Origin of the sequence: Thermomonospora catenispora, from assembly GCF_006363815.1 — a bacterium.
In the GTDB taxonomy this organism is placed as follows: Bacteria; Actinomycetota; Actinomycetes; order Streptosporangiales; family Streptosporangiaceae; genus Thermomonospora; species Thermomonospora catenispora.
On the sequence record NZ_RRYT01000019.1, the window covers coordinates 31,226 to 47,548 of the forward strand.

Annotated in this window: 13 protein-coding genes and 1 pseudogene; 1 reads left to right on the plus strand and 13 read right to left on the minus strand. The window is 75.0% G+C overall.

Translation table 11 applies throughout. From position 1 onward, the window contains the following. Window positions 1–10 precede the first annotated feature (10 nt). Window positions 11–1,603, plus strand: coding sequence for a CocE/NonD family hydrolase (locus EIO00_RS15755; RefSeq protein ID WP_140179681.1), 1,593 nt, complete (start codon window positions 11–13; stop codon window positions 1,601–1,603). A 25-nt stretch (window positions 1,604–1,628) separates the two neighbouring features. On the opposite strand, the gene EIO00_RS24820 is transcribed toward EIO00_RS15755, so the two are convergent. The 13 genes and pseudogenes from EIO00_RS24820 to EIO00_RS15820 form a co-directional block, all read right to left on the minus strand. Beyond that, entirely contained in the window at window positions 1,629–3,326 is a 1,698-nt protein-coding gene (locus tag EIO00_RS24820) for a serine/threonine-protein kinase (RefSeq protein ID WP_206664155.1), read from the minus strand. A gap of 157 nt (window positions 3,327–3,483) precedes the next feature. Next, window positions 3,484–4,302, minus strand: coding sequence for an ABC transporter permease (locus tag EIO00_RS15765; protein ID WP_140179683.1), 819 nt, complete (start codon window positions 4,300–4,302; stop codon window positions 3,484–3,486). Further along, complete coding sequence (locus EIO00_RS15770) at window positions 4,299–5,312, minus strand: aliphatic sulfonate ABC transporter substrate-binding protein (RefSeq protein WP_140179685.1); 1,014 nt, start codon at window positions 5,310–5,312, stop codon at window positions 4,299–4,301. The genes EIO00_RS15765 and EIO00_RS15770 overlap by 4 nt, the downstream gene beginning before the upstream one ends. Beyond that, window positions 5,309–6,121, minus strand: coding sequence for an ABC transporter ATP-binding protein (locus EIO00_RS15775; protein WP_241661379.1), 813 nt, complete (start codon window positions 6,119–6,121; stop codon window positions 5,309–5,311). The genes EIO00_RS15770 and EIO00_RS15775 overlap by 4 nt, the downstream gene beginning before the upstream one ends. A gap of 298 nt (window positions 6,122–6,419) precedes the next feature. After that, complete coding sequence (locus EIO00_RS15780) at window positions 6,420–7,367, minus strand: ABC transporter substrate-binding protein (RefSeq protein WP_140179687.1); 948 nt, start codon at window positions 7,365–7,367, stop codon at window positions 6,420–6,422. A gap of 495 nt (window positions 7,368–7,862) precedes the next feature. After that, window positions 7,863–8,057: pseudogene (locus tag EIO00_RS25260) on the minus strand (Clp protease N-terminal domain-containing protein); the annotation flags it as partial. A 48-nt stretch (window positions 8,058–8,105) separates the two neighbouring features. Continuing rightward, window positions 8,106–9,260, minus strand: a complete 1,155-nt coding sequence (locus tag EIO00_RS15790) for an acyl-CoA dehydrogenase family protein (RefSeq protein ID WP_140179691.1) — start codon at window positions 9,258–9,260, stop codon at window positions 8,106–8,108. Then, window positions 9,250–11,574, minus strand: a complete 2,325-nt coding sequence (locus tag EIO00_RS15795; RefSeq protein ID WP_140179693.1) for a molybdopterin-dependent oxidoreductase — start codon at window positions 11,572–11,574, stop codon at window positions 9,250–9,252. The genes EIO00_RS15790 and EIO00_RS15795 overlap by 11 nt, the downstream gene beginning before the upstream one ends. Then, window positions 11,571–11,927 carry a 4Fe-4S dicluster domain-containing protein gene (locus EIO00_RS15800; protein WP_140179695.1) on the minus strand — a complete coding sequence of 119 codons (357 nt, stop codon included), beginning with the start codon at window positions 11,925–11,927 and terminating at the stop codon, window positions 11,571–11,573. The genes EIO00_RS15795 and EIO00_RS15800 overlap by 4 nt, the downstream gene beginning before the upstream one ends. Further along, entirely contained in the window at window positions 11,924–13,414 is a 1,491-nt protein-coding gene (locus EIO00_RS15805) for an FAD-dependent oxidoreductase (RefSeq protein ID WP_140179696.1), read from the minus strand. The genes EIO00_RS15800 and EIO00_RS15805 overlap by 4 nt, the downstream gene beginning before the upstream one ends. Continuing rightward, entirely contained in the window at window positions 13,411–14,385 is a 975-nt protein-coding gene (locus tag EIO00_RS15810; protein ID WP_140179698.1) for an NrtA/SsuA/CpmA family ABC transporter substrate-binding protein, read from the minus strand. The genes EIO00_RS15805 and EIO00_RS15810 overlap by 4 nt, the downstream gene beginning before the upstream one ends. 57 nt (window positions 14,386–14,442) lie before the next feature. Next, window positions 14,443–15,309, minus strand: coding sequence for an ABC transporter permease subunit (locus tag EIO00_RS15815; RefSeq protein WP_140179700.1), 867 nt, complete (start codon window positions 15,307–15,309; stop codon window positions 14,443–14,445). Further along, window positions 15,306–16,304 (minus strand): ABC transporter substrate-binding protein, encoded by a 999-nt coding sequence (locus EIO00_RS15820; RefSeq protein WP_140179702.1) that lies wholly within the window; start codon window positions 16,302–16,304, stop codon window positions 15,306–15,308. Before EIO00_RS15820 ends, EIO00_RS15815 begins: the two co-directional genes overlap by 4 nt. Between the last annotated feature and the right edge of the window lie 19 nt (window positions 16,305–16,323).

Here is a 16,323-nt window from a genome sequence, read left to right on the forward strand (position 1 = left end):
GGCCGCGCCCGTGACCGAGCTGAACCGTCCCGCCGTGCCGGTCGTCACGGTGCTGGACCAGCCGATCGAGATGCGCGACGGGACGATCCTGCGCGCCGACGTGCACCGGCCCGCCGAGGGCGGCCCCCACCGCACGGTGCTGGTGCGCAACCCCTACGGGGAGCCGCTGTTCCGCCGGGTGCCGATCGTCCCCTACCTGCACGCGGGGCTGGCGGTGGTGCTGCAGCACTGCCGGGGACGGGGCAGCAGCGACGGGGAGTTCGCCCCGTGGGTGGACGAGGGACGCGACGGGGTGGACACCGTCGAGTGGATCGTCTCCCAGCCGTGGTCCAACGGCGAGGTGGTGGCCGCGGGCACCTCGTATCTGGCCGGGTGCGCGCTGCAGCTGGCCTCCCGGCGGCCCCCGGCGCTGAAGGCCGTGGCGGCCGCGATGACCCCGTACGACTTCTATGACGGGCTGAAGTACCACGGGGGCGCGTTCGCGCTGGGGTCGGCGTTCCACTGGGGCGCCCTGCAGGGGATGCTCGGCGCGCTGCACGCGGCGGCGGGCGGGGAGGACGCCGGCGACCGGTTCGGGGCGCTGCTGCCGGTGCTGGCCGACCCCGACTCCGCCCTGCGGACGCTGCCGCTCCGGGACATGCCCGGGGTGTCGCAGGCGTTCCCCTTCTGGCGCGACTGGGTGGACCATCCCGAGCGGGACGAGTACTGGGAGGGGCTGGCCGAGACGCTGCGCCACGACCGGATCGAGGTGCCGGTGCTGCACACCGCCGGGTGGTTCGACGTGTTCCTGCGCGGCACCCTGGAGAACTTCCGGCGCATCCCCGGCGGCCGGCTGATCATCGGGCCGTGGACGCACCTGTCCCAGGAGGCCGGCGTCGGGGAGCTGAACTTCGGTTTCGGCGCCTCGGCGCAGGCGGTGATGCTGGAGGCCGAGCAGATCGCCTTCCTGACCGGGCGCACCGAGGGCCCGAAGGTCAAGTACTTCACCATGGGCGTCAACGCCTGGCGGGAGGCCGAGTCCTGGCCGCCGCCCGGGGTCGTGCCCACGCGGTACTACCTGCACTCCGGGGGGCTGCTGTCGCCCGAGGCCCCGGCGGCCGACGCCGAGCCGTCCCGTTTCGTGCACGATCCAAACGACCCGGTGCCCACCTGCGGCGGGCCGCTGCTGCTGCCCGACCCGGTCAACGTCGGTCCCCGGGATCAGCGGGCGGTGGAGGAGCGGCCGGACGTGCTGTGCTTCACCACGCCCGTGCTGGAGCGGGACGTGGAGGTGACCGGGCCGCTGGAGGTGGTGTTGCACGCCGCCACCTCGGCGGCCTCCGGGAGCGACTGGACGGCCAAGCTGGTGGACGTGCATCCGGACGGGCGGGCGATGAGCGTGATCGACGGCATCGTGCGCTCCCCCGGCGGCCGGCTGCGGCATGAGATCGATCTGGCGGCCACCAGCCTGACGTTCCGGGCGGGGCATCGGATCCGGGTGGAGATCGCCTCCTCCAACTTCCCGCGCTTCGACCGCAATCCGGCCGCCGAGCGGGCCGAGCAGACGGTCTTCCACGACGCCGCCCGGCCCTCGTGGATCACCCTGCCGATCATGGGCGGGTGAGCGCCGTCGGCCCTCGGTCTCGCCGTCAGCTCTCGGTCTTGCGGAGGACGCCCTCGGCGGCGTAGTTGAAGCCCCGGAAGGAGCAGTGGAGGGAGCCGTCGTCGAGGAGGGTGAAGGTGATGTCCACGAAGACGCCGCACGGGCCCATGCCCTCGGTGAGCCGTTGCTCGACGACCAGCCGGCCCGGGGAGGCGGTGGTGAGCGTGAGGCCGCCGATGCAGCCCAGCTCGGGGTAGGTCGCTTGGCCGACCCGGTCGTTGCGGCCGCGTTCGGTGAGGACGAAGGTGACCTCGTAGCGGGCCTGCGGACGGCTCTCCTGGACGATCTCGCCCTCCCAGGTGCCGTGCAGCCGTGGATCCACCACGTCGGTGGCCGCCTTCGCCGCATCGGTGGCGGACGGGGAGGGCGCGGCAGGGTGCTCTCCGGTCCGGGGTGAACGGGCGTCCGACGCGGTGGAGGCGGGGGAAGACGCGGTGGCGGCGGGGGGCGGCGCCTTGCCGGAGGAGGCGTGGAGGACGACGCGGGCGGTGAAGGCCCCGGTGACGAGCAGGACGGCGAGCACGGCGACGACGCTCAGCGTCATGAGGGGCGACCTGCCTCCCCTGTGAACGGCGCCCGGGCCGGCGGGAGGCGTCCCGAAGGGCGGAGGGGCGGCGCCCTCCGGGCGCCGGGGAGGCGCGGACGGCCCGTCCGGGGAGGGCGGCGTCGGGCCGGCGGCGTCGCGGGGCGGCTGACCGGGGGACGAGGGTTCGGTGGAAGGCGCGGAGCCTGTGAAAGGGGCCGAGGCCGGAGGGGTCAGGTCCGCGGAGGACGCAAGGCCTGGGGAGGGGGCCGGGCCTGCGGCGAACGGGGGCTCAGTGGGTGGCGAGGGCTCGGCGGGAGGGGGCGGGTCCGCGGCAGGCGAGGGCTCGGCGGGGGCGCGGCCGGTGAGGGCGGCCAGCAGGTCGGGGACGGAGGGGCGCCGGGCGGGGTCCTTGGTGAGGGCGCTGCTCACCAGGGGCAGCAGCGCCGGGTCCAGTCCGTCCAGGTTCGGGGGGTCGTAGGCCACCCGGTGCAGGATCTCCGGAACGCTGCGGCCTCCGAACGGGGTGCGGCCCGTTCCGGCGAAGGCGACCACGCACCCCCAGGAGAACACGTCGGCGGCGGGGGTGACCTCGCCGCCGGTGATGAGTTCGGGCGCCAGGTAGGCGGGGGTGCCGACCAGTTGGCCGGTGCGGGTCATCGCGGTGTGCTCGTCCAGGGCGCGGGCGATGCCGAAGTCGATCACGCGGGGGCCGACCGGGGACAGCAGCACGTTGGAGGGTTTGAGGTCGCGGTGCACCAGGCCGGCCTCGTGGATGGCCGACAGGGCGGTCGCGATGCCGACGGCCAGGCCCTCCAGGTCCGCGCCGTGCAGCGGGCCGGACTCGGCGACCGCCTCCTGCAGGGTCGGCCCGGGCACGTACTCGGTCACCACGTACCAGGGGGGTTCGGTCAGCGCGGCGTCCACGATCGGCGCGGTGCAGAAGCGGCGCACCCGGCGGGCCGCCGCCACCTCCCGGCGGAAGCGCTCGCGGAACTGCGGGACGTCCGCCGCCTCGGGGTTGATCACCTTGACGGCGACCTTCCGGCCCGTCTCGTCGGCGGCGAGGTAGACGGTGCCCATGCCGCCGCGTCCGAGCCTCCCCAGCAGGCGATACCGTCCGAGCCGTTCGGGGTCGCCTTCCTGCAACGGTTCCGTCATGCCCGTCCTTGCCTCCGACCGACCGCGTCGCGACCCGCCCAGCCTAGGGGCGACCATCCCCCCATGGCGGGCGGATCCGGCATGGGGAGCGGTCCGCCGGGGCGGGCCGCGCCGGACCCGCCGTGCCGGGGCCCGGCGACGCGGGGTCGGGTCCGGGTCAGGTCCGGCCGCGCACCACGCGGCGCTCCAGGAGGCCCAGCGCCGCGTCGCTGGTCTTGCCCAGCAGCGCCAGCAGCGCGATGGCCAGCAGCATCAGGTCGGTGCGGCCGGTGTTCTGGCTGTCGATGAGCACGAACCCCAGCCCCATCGAGGAGGCGATCAGCTCGGCGGCCACCAGGAACAGCCAGCCTTGGGCCAGTCCCAGCCGCAGCCCGTTGACCACCGAGGGGGCCGCCGCCGGGAGCAGCACCTTCGTCAGCAGCCCGACGCCGCGCAGCCCGTAGGCGCGGCCCAGTTCGACCAGCTGGGGGTCGACGTGGGCGAGCGCGGCGGCGGTGGTGGTGTAGACGGGGAAGAACGCGCCGATGGCCACCAGGGTCTGCTTGGGGGCCTCGCCGATGCCCATCCACAGCAGCAGCAGCGGCACCCAGGCCAGCGACGGCACCGTGCGCAGCGCCTGCACGGTGGGGGCCAGCAGCGCCCGGGCCGGGGCCGACAGGCCGACCAGGGCGCCCAGCGCCAGGCCGCAGGCGGCGCCGGCCGCGTATCCCAGCAGCACCCGCTGGACGCTGATGGCGATGTGCCGCCACAGTTCGCCGCGTTCGATCAGCTCGCCCAGCCCGGCGGCCACGTCGGCGGGCGGCGGCAGCTGGGCGGTGGAGTACGCCCCCGAGGCGGCGACCAGCTGCCAGACCCCCAGCAGGATCAGCGGCGGGATCAGTCCCGCGGCGAGGCGGGCCCAGGCCCGGCCGCGGCCGGGCGCGGCGGGGCGCGGTTCCTCCGGCGGGGCCTGGGCGGGGGTTTCGGCGAGGGTCATGACGCCTGGGGCGGGTTCTGCGCCTGGGCGAAGCGCGGCTCGAACAGCGAGTCCAGCGCCTGCCGCACGGCCTGTTCGGACTTGACGTCGCCGTCGGCGACGAGGATCGGGGCGATCCGTTCCAGCACGGTGCGCTGGTCGGCGCCGGGGACGGCCGAGACGTCGAAGGAGGTGCGCTCCAGTTCGGCCTTGGCGACGGGCAGGGGGATCTTGGCCTCGCGGGCCAGCAGTTCGGCGGTCTCCCGGGGGTGTTCCCTGATCCAGCGGGCGGCGCGGCCGTAGGCGTTCAGCACCGTCTGGGCCAGGTCGGGATGCTCGGCGAGGAATTCCTCGCGGGCGTTGAGCACCCCGTAGGTGTTGAAGCCGGGGTTGCGGTACAGCAGTGTGGAGCCGGCCTCCTGCTCGGTCTGGGCCATGTAGGGGTCCAGGCCCGCCCAGGCGTCGACGGAGCCGCGTTCCAGGGCGGTCTTGCCGTCGGCGTGCTGGAGGTTGACGACCTGCACGTCCTTGCCGGTCAGTCCGGCGGTCTGCAGCGATTGCAGCAGGAAGAAGTAGGGGTCGGTGCCCTTGGTGGCGGCGACCTTCTTGCCCTTGAGGTCGGTGAGCGAGGCGATCGGCGAGCCTGCGGGGACGACCAGGGCGGTCCATTCCGGTCGGGCGAACACCGCGATCGTCTTGATGGGGGTGCCGTTGGCGCGGGCGAGCAGGGCGGCCGCTCCGGCGGTGGAGCCGATGTCGATGGCGTCGGCGCGGAGGTTCTCGTTGGCCTTGTTGCTGCCCGCCGACAGCACCCAGGTGATCTTGGTGTCCTTCAGTTCGTCCTCCAGCCACCGCCGGTCGCGGATCACCAGGCTGGCGAAGTTGTAGTAGGCGTAGTCCAGGCGCAGCCGCCGGCCGTCTCCGGGGTTCCCTCCCGTCGCGCCGCCGGCGTCCTCGCCGGCGACGCAGCCCGTGGTCAGGAACGTCAACGCGGCGGCCGCGACGGCCACGAGCGTGCGGGGCTTTCTCATCGGACCCTTTCGGTGTCGAGGGCGGCGGCCCGGCGGGGGACGCCGAGCCGGGCGAGCAGGTCGGCGCGCAGCGGCACCAGGGAGGGGTCCGCCCGGTCGCGCGGCCGGGCGGCGGGCACCTGCAGGTCGGCGCCGACGACCGCCCCCGAGCCGTCGTCGGCGGGTCGCAGCAGCACGATGCGGTCGGCGAGCTGGACGGCCTCGTCCACGTCGTGGGTGACCAGCACCACCGTGGTGCCTTCGCGGCGTTGCAGGTCGTCCAGCAGGTCCTGCATGCGCAGCCGGGTGAGCGCGTCCAGGGCGGCGAAGGGCTCGTCCAGCAGCAGCACGCCGGGTCGCCGGACCAGGGCGCGGGCGAGGGCGGCGCGCTGGGCCATGCCGCCGGAGACCTGGCGGGGCCGGTGGTCGGCGAAGTCGGCCAGGCCGACCAGCTCCAGCCAGCGCAGCACCTCGGCCCGGCCTTCGGCGCGGGGGGTGCCGGGGGGCAGGCCCAGTGCGACGTTGCGGGCCAGGGTGCGCCAGGGCATCAGCCGGGGTTCTTGGAACACCACCGCGCAGCGGGGGTCGATGCCGTCGACGGGGCGTCCGTCGATGAGGACGGTGCCGGAGGTGGGGCGGTCGAGTCCGGCCAGCAGCCGCAGCACGGTGGATTTGCCGCAGCCGGAGGGGCCGACCAGGGCGATGATCTGCCCGGCCTCGATCTGCAGGTCGATGCCGCCGAGCACGGTGCGGGCGCCGAAGACGCGGCGCAGCCCGTGCAGGGAGACGGCGGCCGGGGCGGCCGCGGAACGATCCAGGGACGCGGGCACGACGGTTCCCCTCCACGGAGATCCCAATTCCAGGCAAAACCTACTTAATTACTAGGTTTTTGTCGAGAGGAGGTCCTCACGGCGCCGGCCCGGCCGCCGGAGGGCTTCGGCCCCCGATGCCCCTGATCGGCCCGGCCCCCATGCCCCTGATCGGCCCGGCCGTCGCGGTCGTTCCGGCCGCTCCGGGTTCCGGCCGCGCCTCGCACGTCCGCCCCTTCCGGACGCGCTCCCGCTCCCCCGGCCTCTCCGGCCGCCCTTGAGGGCCCTCAGCCGTTCCGGGCGCCTCCGCCGGGCCCGCTCAGCACAGGTCCCGTTCCGACGGGAAGGCGGGCCGGGATTCGGCGGCCAGCTCCCAGGCGCACTGCAACGGGCGGGGGTCGGTCCAGAGCCCCAGGTCGACATGGCCGTCGATGAAGCCGTGCAGCTCCAGGAAGGCGCTCTGCTCGGCGAGCACGGCCAGCCGGTCGCCGTCCAGGCCGGGCACCAGATCCAGGGCCGCCACCCCCGCGCCGCGCGTGGCGCGCAGCAGCACCGCCAGATAGCGGGCCACCAGGTCCGGTCGTTCCTCCAGCAGTCCGGCGTGCACGGTGATCAGGGTCGGCGTCCCGTCGCCGGCGCGGACGAACGGGTCGGGATGGTCGCCGAGCGCGGCGACCTCGACCGCGCCCAGCGCGCGCCGCACCGCCTCCCCGGCGCTCCCCCGCACCCAGACGGCGTCGACCGTGCCGTCGGCCAGGGCGGCGGCGACGGCCCGATGATCCTCGGCGTCCGGCCCGTCCGCGGCGCCGTCGGGGATCTCCAGCACGCGCACGTCCGACAGGCCCAGCCCGGCCGTGTGCAGGGCGCGTTCGAACCCGCGCAGCGCCGCCGCGCCCGGCACGTCCGCCCGCCGGCCCGGCGAGCAGGGCACGCCGACGGTGCGTCCGGCCAGGTCCGCCGGGGCGGTGATGCCCGAGCCCGGGCGGGCCAGGACCGCCTGGTACTGCCGTCCCCAGGAGAGGGCCACCAGGCGGGTGGGGGCGCCGCGGGCGCGGGTCCACAGGGCGAAGACGTTGCCGCCCTCGCGGATCAGTCCGGCCGGGTCGTGTCCGCCGCGCCGGCCGGGCGGCCGGCGGTGGGCGGGGTCCGGCAGGCGGCGCAGCGGGGGCTCGCCCTGACTGAACTCGGCCTCCAGCAGCCCGGCCCGTGCGGCCAGGGCCGTCGCGGTGGGCATCGGACCGCAGGTGTACCGGAGCTCGTCGATCATGGTGCACTCCCTTGCACGCCGATCACGGCATCCCCTGGTCCGCTCCCGCTGGCGTGGGACCGATCCGCAGGACGAACACCACCTTCATTTAAATCCACCCTGAAAAGTAGGTTATTTCGGGACGCACGGATCGTCCATCCATGGTGCCGTTGGGTCACCGCCCGGCGCGGCCGATCCGGGAAGGGCGAGTCACCGGATATCAGGGCGAGGCGGCGCCGCGCAACGCGACCGGCCCCGTCGCGGGCGAACGCGGTCGCCGGCCGCCGGTCGAAGCGCGGCGTCGGCCCGTTCCGGGCGGGCGTCCCGCCGGAGGACGGCGTCGGCCGACCGCGACGGAGGGAGACGACGGAAGAGCACGACGGAGGGGCGCGGCGCCAGGTCGCGGCGGACGGTCACGACGGGTGATCGCGGAGGAACTCGCGCGGGGCGGGGTCGCCCGGCCCTCGCGGGCCCGACGCCGTCCGCCCCGGCGGAGCCCGCCCGGTGCGGCGGCGCTCAGGCGGCCTCGGCGGCGATGCGGCGCTCCAGGTCGACGCGCAGTTCGCCGAGGTCGGCGCCGGCCTCCCACAGCAGGCGGCAGGCCGGCTGGTCCGCATCGTGCACCAGGCCGAGCAGGATGTGCCCGGTGCCGATGCAGTTGTGCTTGAGCCGGATCGCGTGACGCAGGGACAGCTCCAGCGCCTTCTTGGCCTCGCGGGTGAAAGGGGTGTGGCCCCCGCGCCTCCGCCGGCCGGCCGGTCAGCGGGCCAGCGCCGCGGTGCCCGCGGAGATCAGCACGGTGTCGTCCTGCGGGGTGTGGATGCGGCTGCACAGCACGTTGCGGTAGTGCCGCTCGATGGGGTTGCGCCGCGACAGCCCCGGATTGCCGATCAACCCGATGCCCAACTCGACGGCCTGCACGGCGTTGCCGGTCACCAGGTGCTTGACCAGCCCGACGTCGGGGGCGTCGCCCTCGTCGGCCCGCCGTGCGGCGCTGCGCAGCAGCGTGTCGTTGGCCAGCAGCAGCGCCTCGATCCGGCCGACGGCGGTCTGGAAGCGCGGCAGCGCGGCCAGCGGCCTGCCCAGATTGGCCGGGGTGCGCTCGTTGAGATAGCCGACCAGCCAGTCGCGGGCCGCCCGCGCCACCCCGTCGTAGATCGCGCTGATCAGCAGCGCGTTCCAGGCCGTCGTCCGGGCGTCGGGACGGGCCGCCTCCGCCGGCCGCACGTCCACCGCGTACTCGGCGGGGATGCGGGCCCCCTCGAAGATCACATCGTCGCTGCGGGTGGCCCGCATGCCCAGATGGTCCCAGGTGGGCTCGATCCGGTATCCGGGGGTGCCGGCGGGGACCAGGAACGACCCCACCGACGGCTCGGGGTCGTCCGTGCGCGCCCACACCAGCATCCAGCGCAGCCCGGGCGCGCCGGTGGAGTAGATCTTGTGGCCGCGCAGCGACCAGCCGCCCTCGGTGCGCTCGGCGACGGTGGCGGGCAGCCCGCCGCGGGCCGGGGTGCCCAGCTCCGGCTCCACCCGCAGCGCGTTGATCAGCGCCACCCCCTCCAGCGAACTGCGCTGCACCGTGCGGCGGACCTCCGGCGGCCAGGGGTTGTCGGGCCGGCCCAGGCCCGCGTGCGCGATCAGGTGCATGGCCAGCACCAGCGCCACCGACGGGTCGGCGGCGCCGACCGCCCGGACCGTCTCGACCGCCTCGGCCAGCGCGGCGCCGCCGCCGCCCAGCTCGGCCGGAACGGTCAGATTGAGCACCCCGATCCGGTGCAGCGCCTGGAACGCCTCGTGCGGGAAGGAGGCGGCGCGGTCGTGCTCGGCGGCCCGTTCGGCGATCGCGGCCACCGTCTCGGCGAAGTCCGCCCGTTCGGTGACGGCCCGGTCTGCGGTCTGGATGTCAGCGGTCACGGGGGTCCTCCTCGGGTGTCGAAGGGCGCAACGGCGGCGGGGACAGGTGGCGCAGCGGCGGCAGCGGCCCGGTGTACCGCTCGACCTGCACGAGGGCGTGCTGGCCGGTGCAGCCCTGCGCCAGGCGCGAGGTGGGGCGGTCGGCGGTGAGCACGTTGGGGTTGCCGTGAACGCACAGCACCCCGCCCGGCCGGGCCGGGTCGTCCACCGGGTCGAACCAGGCGCCGGTGGCCAGCTGGACCACCCCCGGCATGACCTCCTCGCTGAGGCGGGCGCCGGCCAGGCAGGCGCCGCGGTCGTTGAACACCCGGACGACGTCGCCGTCGGCGATGCCGCGTTCGCGGGCGTCGTCGGGGTGGATGCGCAGCGGCTCCCGCCCGGCGACCTTGGCGGAGCGGCTGAGCGCGCCCACATCGCCCTGGCCGTGCAGGCGGGTGGCGGGCTGGTTGGCGATCAGATGCAGCGGATACCGCTCGTCCGGGCGCTCCGTCGGGAGCAGCCAGGCCGGGTGGCCGGGGCAGTCCGGATAGCCGAAACCGGCGATCGCCGAGGAGAAGATCTCGATCCGGCCGCTGGGGGTGGGCAGCGGATGCGCCTCGGGGTCGGCGCGGAAGTCCGCCAGCAGTGTGGCGTGCTCGGGGCCGGACGGCAGCCGGCACTCCCCCGCCGCCCAGAACTCCTCGAAAGAGGGGACGGCGTGGCCCTGGGCGCGCAGCTCCTCCCGCCAGGTCCGGTAGAGATGCTCCAGCCACCGGCGGGGGGTGCGGCCCTCGGTGAACGCCTCGGCGACGCCGAGCCGCTCGGCCAGCGCCGCGAAGATCGCATAGTCGTCGCGGGCCTGCCCGTAAGGCGGCAGCACCCGATGCATGGCGATCAGGTGGGTGTCGCGGCGTCCGCCGCCGATGTCCTCCCGTTCCAGGGGGATGGTGGCCGGCAGCACGATGTCGGCGTGCCGGGCGGTGGCCGTCCAGTACGGCTCGTGCACCACGATCGTGTCCGGCCGGCCGAACGCCCGGCGCAGCCGGGCCAGGTCCTGATGGTGGTGGAAGGGGTTGCCGCCGGCCCAGTACACCAGCCGGACGTCCGGATAGGTCAGGCGCCGGCCGTCGTAGTCGCAGCCGCCGCCCGGGTGCAGCAGCATGTCGGCGATCCGGGCGACCGGGATGAAGGCGGAGACCGGGTTGCGTCCCTGCGGCAGGGTGGGCAGGCGCAGCAGGGGGCCGTGGTCGCCGACGTCGCCGATGGAGCCGTAGCCGTGGCCGAAGCCGCCGCCGGGCAGCCCGATCTGGCCGAGCATCGCCGCCAGCGCCAGGCCCGCCCACACCGGCTGCTCGCCGTGCTCGATGCGCTGCAGCGACCAGGTGACGGTGATCAGCGTCCGGCCCTCGGTCATGCGGCGGGCCAGGGCGCGGACGTCGGCGGCGGGGACGCCGCAGATCCCGGCGGCCCAGCGGGCGTCCTTGGGGACGCCGTCGCCCTCCCCCAGCAGGTAGCGTTCGAAGACCTCGAACCCGGTGCAGCAGCGGTCCAGGAACGCCCGGTCGCAGCGGCCTTCCACCAGCAGGGTGTGCGCCAGGCCCAGCATGAGCGCCACGTCGGTGCCCGGCCGGATCGGGCGCCAGCGCACCCGGGCGCCCGGCGGGGCGTCGTCGCGCAGCGGGCTGACGGAGACGACCTCCACCCCGCTCCGGCCGAGGTCGCGCAGGACGGCCGCGGTGGTGTGGCGGGTGACCCCGCCGGGGGTGACCGCGACGTTCTTGCGGGGCAGCCCGCCGAAGGCCACCAGCAGGTCGGTGTGCTCGATGATCGTCGGCCAGGTGGAGGCGCGGCGCAGCACCGCGTCGGCGTCCCCCACCACGTGCGGGAGCAGGACGAGGGAGGCGCCGAGGCTGTAGGAGCCCCGGGAGGCGGTGTAGCCGCCGATGGTGTTGAGGAACCGGTGGAGCTGGCTTTGGGCGTGGTGGAAGCGGCCCGCGCTGGCCCAGCCGTAGGAGCCGCCGAAGATCGCCTCGTTGCCGTGCTCGCGCCGCACCCGGTCCAGTTCCCCGGCCACCAGGTCCAGCGCCCGCTCCCAGTCGACCTCCACGAACTCCTCCCGGCCGCGTCCGGCGGAGGGGCCGGGTCCGTGCTCCAGCCAGCCACGGCGCACCGCGGGGGCGGTGACGCGGGTGGGGTGCGCCGCGGCGTCGGGGAGGTTGCCCAGCAGCGGGGAGGGGGCGGGGTCGGCGGGGTGCGGGCGGACCTCCAGGCCGCCGGCGGGGGTGCGCCGAGCCAGGTGGGCGCCCCAGTGGGAGGTGGTGGGGGCCCAGGTCACGGTCGCTCCTCGCCGAGGATGCGGTGGGCGGCGGCGAAGATCTCCCCCATCCGCCAGCTCTCGTTGCGGTGGGTGCGGCGGGCCCGTCCCCAGCCGGAGTCGCGCCGGTACTGTGCGGGCCAGTCGGTGGCGAGGATCCGTTCCTCGTCCATCGGGACGCGCTCGCGGCAGTCGGGGTCGACGTAGAGGGCGTCGGCGGGGCAGTACAGCTCGCACATGAAGCAGGTCTGGCAGTCGTCCCGGCGGGCGATGACGGGGACGCCGTCGGGGACGGGGTCGAACACGTCCATCGGGCAGACCCGCACGCACATGTCGCATGCGATGCAGCGCGAGGCGATCACCAGCTCGATCATGCGTTCTCCTCCCGGGCGGGGGCGTCGACCCGCACCTCCTCCAGGCCGCCGACGGTGATGCGGCGGGTCTGGGCGGGGTCGGTGCGGGGGTGGTCGGTGCGCCAGTGCATGCCGCGCGTCTCGGTGCGGTGCAGCGCCGCGGCCTTCACCCAGCGGCCCATGGCGACCAGGGCGGCGGCCTCGCGGGCCCGCACCGCCTCCCGGCCGGTGCCGGTGAGGTGGTCGCGCAGGTGCCGCCAGGCGCCCTCCAGCAGCGCCGCCGACCGCAGCAGGCCCTCGCGGGTGCGGAACATGTTCTTGTCGTAGGCGTTGAGCTCCTCCCGCACGAGGGCGATCACGGCGTCCACATCGCAGGGGGCGGCGCGGACCGCGGGGCGGATGCCGACCTGTCCGGCGGGGCGGACCGGGCCGGTGCGCACGCCCGTCGCGCGGGCGAGGCGGGCGGCGGCGCGGCCCGCCCAGGTGCCGGAGGAGACCGCCCAGGCGGAGTTGGGGGAGCCGCCGCCGGAGACGGCGCCGACGACGGGCTCGCGGCTGGCCGCGTCCCCGGCGGCGAACAGCCCCGGCACATGGGTCCGGCAGTCCTCGTCGGCCAGGGCCAGCCCGCCGACGCCGCGGATGGTGCCCTCCCCCAGCAGCGTCACCGGGAACAGGTCGGTGTAGGGGTCGATGCCGCGGCGGGCGAACGGCAGCAGGAAGTTGGGCTGCACCACGTGGATCGTGCGGCGGACCCAGTCGGGGGCCTTGTCGAGGCGGGCGTGGACGGGGCCGCGCAGCATCGCCTCGCCCAGGACGCGGATGCGGTCGGGGCCGGCGGGCAGCTCGATCTCCCGCCCGTCGGCGTCGACGTAGGTGCCGAACAGGTACGACATCGACCGCGCCATGGTCGAGTAGGCGGGGGCGAGGGTGTAGTAGTTGGAGAACTCCATCCCCGACAGCACCGCCCCGGCGCGGATCCGCCATCGCCCGCCGGCCCGGCGGCGGACGCCGGCGGCGCCGGCGACCGACCCGTCGGGGTGCAGCAGCAGCTCCAGGGCGGGGTGGTGGTCGAGGATGCGCACGCCCGCCCGGCGCACCAGGCCGCGCATGGCCCGCAGGTATTCGGGTCCCCGCACGTTCTGGGTGCGGTCCACGGCGCCGTCCACGACGGGGAACGGGTAGTGCCGGTCCAGCAGCGGCAGCCGCTCCCAGGTGGTGCGCAGCACCCGCAGCGCCCACTCGGGGTCGGCCAGCCCGGCCGCGGCGGCGTGGCGTTCGGCGACGGCGCGGCGGTGCCGTTCGGGCGGGACGAACCAGTGGGTGACGCCGGCGGTGGCGGTGACGCCGCTGGTGCCGCAGTAGCCCTTGTCGACGAGCACGACCCGCACGCCGGCCTGGGCGGCGGCCAGCGCCGCCCAGGTGGCCGCCAGCCCGCCGCCGACGATCAGCACGTCGGTGGTCAGCGCCAGGTCGCCGCCGGCCGGCGTCCCGGCCCGTCTCCCGCTCACAGCTTCACGGCGTGGTCGGCGATGTCGATCCGGCCGGTGAGGATGCCGCGTTCGGTCAGCCAGTCGGCGCCGTACTGGAGCTGGCGGATCCCCTCGTCGTCGATGAAGGACAGCCTCTCCTCGACCCCGTGGGAGACGATCTTGTCGATCACGGCCGGGGGGTATTTGGAGACGGCGTTGCCCAGCTCGATGGCCTTGCGGTAGTTGGCGTTCTGCCACTCGGTGTCGGCCTGGTAGGCCTTGATGACCTTGCGGATGAGGTCGGGGTGCTTCTCGGCGTACTCGCGCCGCACCAGGTAGGTGCGGAAGTCGATCTGGCGGTCCAGCTCCTCGCCCTCCACGAAGATCGGCCTGGCCCCGTACTCGACCTCGGCGATCTCCCGGAAACCCTGCCAGATCGACCAGGCGTCGACCTTGCCGGAGGCGAACGCGGTGGAGGCCTCCGGAGGGTTCATGTAGAGCACCTTGACCGCCTCGCGCGGCACCCGGTACTTCTCCAGCGCCGCCACCAGCAGGAACTCGCCCAGCCCGGCCTTGTTGACGGCGACCGTGCGGCCGGCCAGGTCGGCGACCTTCTCGATGCCCGAGCCGGGGCGGGCCAGGATCGCGGTGGTGCGCGGGGTGGAGACCGCCCACGCCACGTAGACCAGGTCGGCGCCGGAGAGGATGGCCTGGTCGGCGGGGGTGCTGCTGCCGCCGAAGCTGAAGTCGGCGGTGCCGGTGGCCACCGCCTGCAGGGTGGGGGCGTGGTTGGGGAACGGGCCGATCCACTCCACCGCGACGCCCTGGGCCTTGAGGGTGCGGTCCAGCTCGCCGCGGATCTTGGGGACGGAGATGGGGCCGTGGGTCAGGCGCACCTTGTGGGGCGAGCCGCCGGTGGAGGAGGAGGCGCAGCCGGTCAGCGCCGTCAGCGCGCCCAGTCCGGCGGCCGCCAACAGGAAGCGGCGGGTGATCCGTCCGTGGGTCGTCATGGGTCGTCCTTGCGTTCGAGGGGGCGCGAAGGTCGGGGCAGAAGAGGTCGAGAGGGGTCAGGCGGTGAGGCGGGCGTAGGAGGGGTGCCAGCTCAGCAGGCGGCGCTCCAGGATGCGGGCGAGCAGGTCGCAGGCGATGCCGATGCCCGCGTACAGCACCACCACCAGCACGATCACGTCCACTTGGAGGAACTCGCGGGCGTTGGTGGCCAGGAAGCCGATGCCGGCCATCGCGCCGACGGTCTCGGCGATCACCAGGGCCAGCCAGGCGTAGGTCAGCGACATGCGCATCCCGCCGAGGATGGACGGCAGCGCCCCGGGCAGGATCAGCGTCCGGATGCGGGCGGCGCGTCCCAGGCCGAGGGTCCGGCCCATCTCCAGCAGCTTGCCGTCGATCTGGCGGATGCCCAGCACGGTGTTGAGGTAGAGGGGGAAGGCGCTGCCCTTGGCGATCAGGAAGACCTTCCCGGCCTCGCCCACCCCGAACCAGACGATCACCAGCGGCAGGATGGCCAGGAACGGGATGGCGCGGAGCATCTGGACGCTGCGGTCGATGAAGGCCTCGGCGATGCGGGACAGCCCCACGGCGACGCCCAGGGCCAGGCCGATGCTCCCGCCGATGACGAAGCCCAGCGCGGCCCGGCGCAGGCTGGCCAGCAGGTGCCGGGGGAGCTCGCCGCTGGCGGTCAGCTGGACGGCCGTGCCCACCACCGTGCTGGGGGCCGGCAGCACCTGGGGCGGCAGCAGCCCGGTCCGGGCGGCGACCTCCCACAGGCCGATCAGGACGAACGGGGTGAGCCAGGAGACCGTCCGGTAGGGGAAGCGGATCGCCGGCGGGGTCGCGACGGTCTCACCCGTCGTGCCGGCGGGCCGGGCGGTGCGGGCGCCGGCCGCACCGCCGGCGGAGGTGGCGGGCACGGTCATGCTCCCTCCAGGTCGCGGTGCACGTACGAGGCCAGGTCCAGCCGTCCGTGGAGGACCCCGGCGCCGACCCAGGTGTCGAAGGTCTGCTGGAGCTGGGCGATGAGGCGGTCGTCCAGCGGGACCCGCCGGTAGGCCGCCTCCTCCGGCTGGACCTGGGCGGCGATGGCGGTGGTCTGCTTGGTGAAGCGGGCGTACCAGGCGATGAAGTCGTCGGGTTCGCGCGCCGCCCAGGCGAACCCCCGATCGACGCGGTCGTTGAAGTCGGCGATCGCCCTGCGTTTGCCGGCGTCGCCCAGCGCCCGGTCGGTCGCGCTCATCACGTACAGGCCGGAGGTCAGCCCGCGGCCGGTGGTGAGCACGCGCGCGCCGAGCTGGCCGCGCGCCCGGGCCGCGTACACGCCCCAGGTGCCCCAGGCGTCGATCTTGCCGGTGGAGAAGGCCCCGTAGGCGTCGGCGGGGTTGAGGAAGTTGAGCTCGACGTCCGCCGCGCTCAGCCCGGCGCGCCGCAGGGCGCCGAGCACGAGGTAGTGGGCGATGCTCCCGCGGGTGGAGGGGGAGATCCGCTTGCCCCGGAGGTCGGCGAAGGTGCGGATGGGGCTGTCCGCGGGGACGAGGATGTAGCTTCCGGCGCCGCTGTTGCTCCAGGCCGCCACGGCCTTGATCGTCGATCCGGAGGCCATCGCGGCGACCGTGGGCGAGTCGGCGGCTCCCCCGACGTCCACCGCGCCCGCGCGCAGCGCCTCGTGCAGGTCGGCAGCGGCGGCGAAGCGGAACCATTCGATCTTGTAGGGCAGGTTCTTCAGCAGTCCCGCCGTCTCCAGCCTCGAGCGGGTCATGCCGGTCTGGTCGCCGACCCGCAGCACGACGTCGCCGGAGGCTCCTCCGGCCGCGCCGGAGGAGCCGCAGGCGGCGGTGACGGCCGTGAGCGCGAGCGCGCCCAGCGCGGCGGCGCACCGGCGCAGCGCGGACCGGCGGGGCAACGGTCGGCCGGGCATGGTCGTCCCTCCGCGGGAG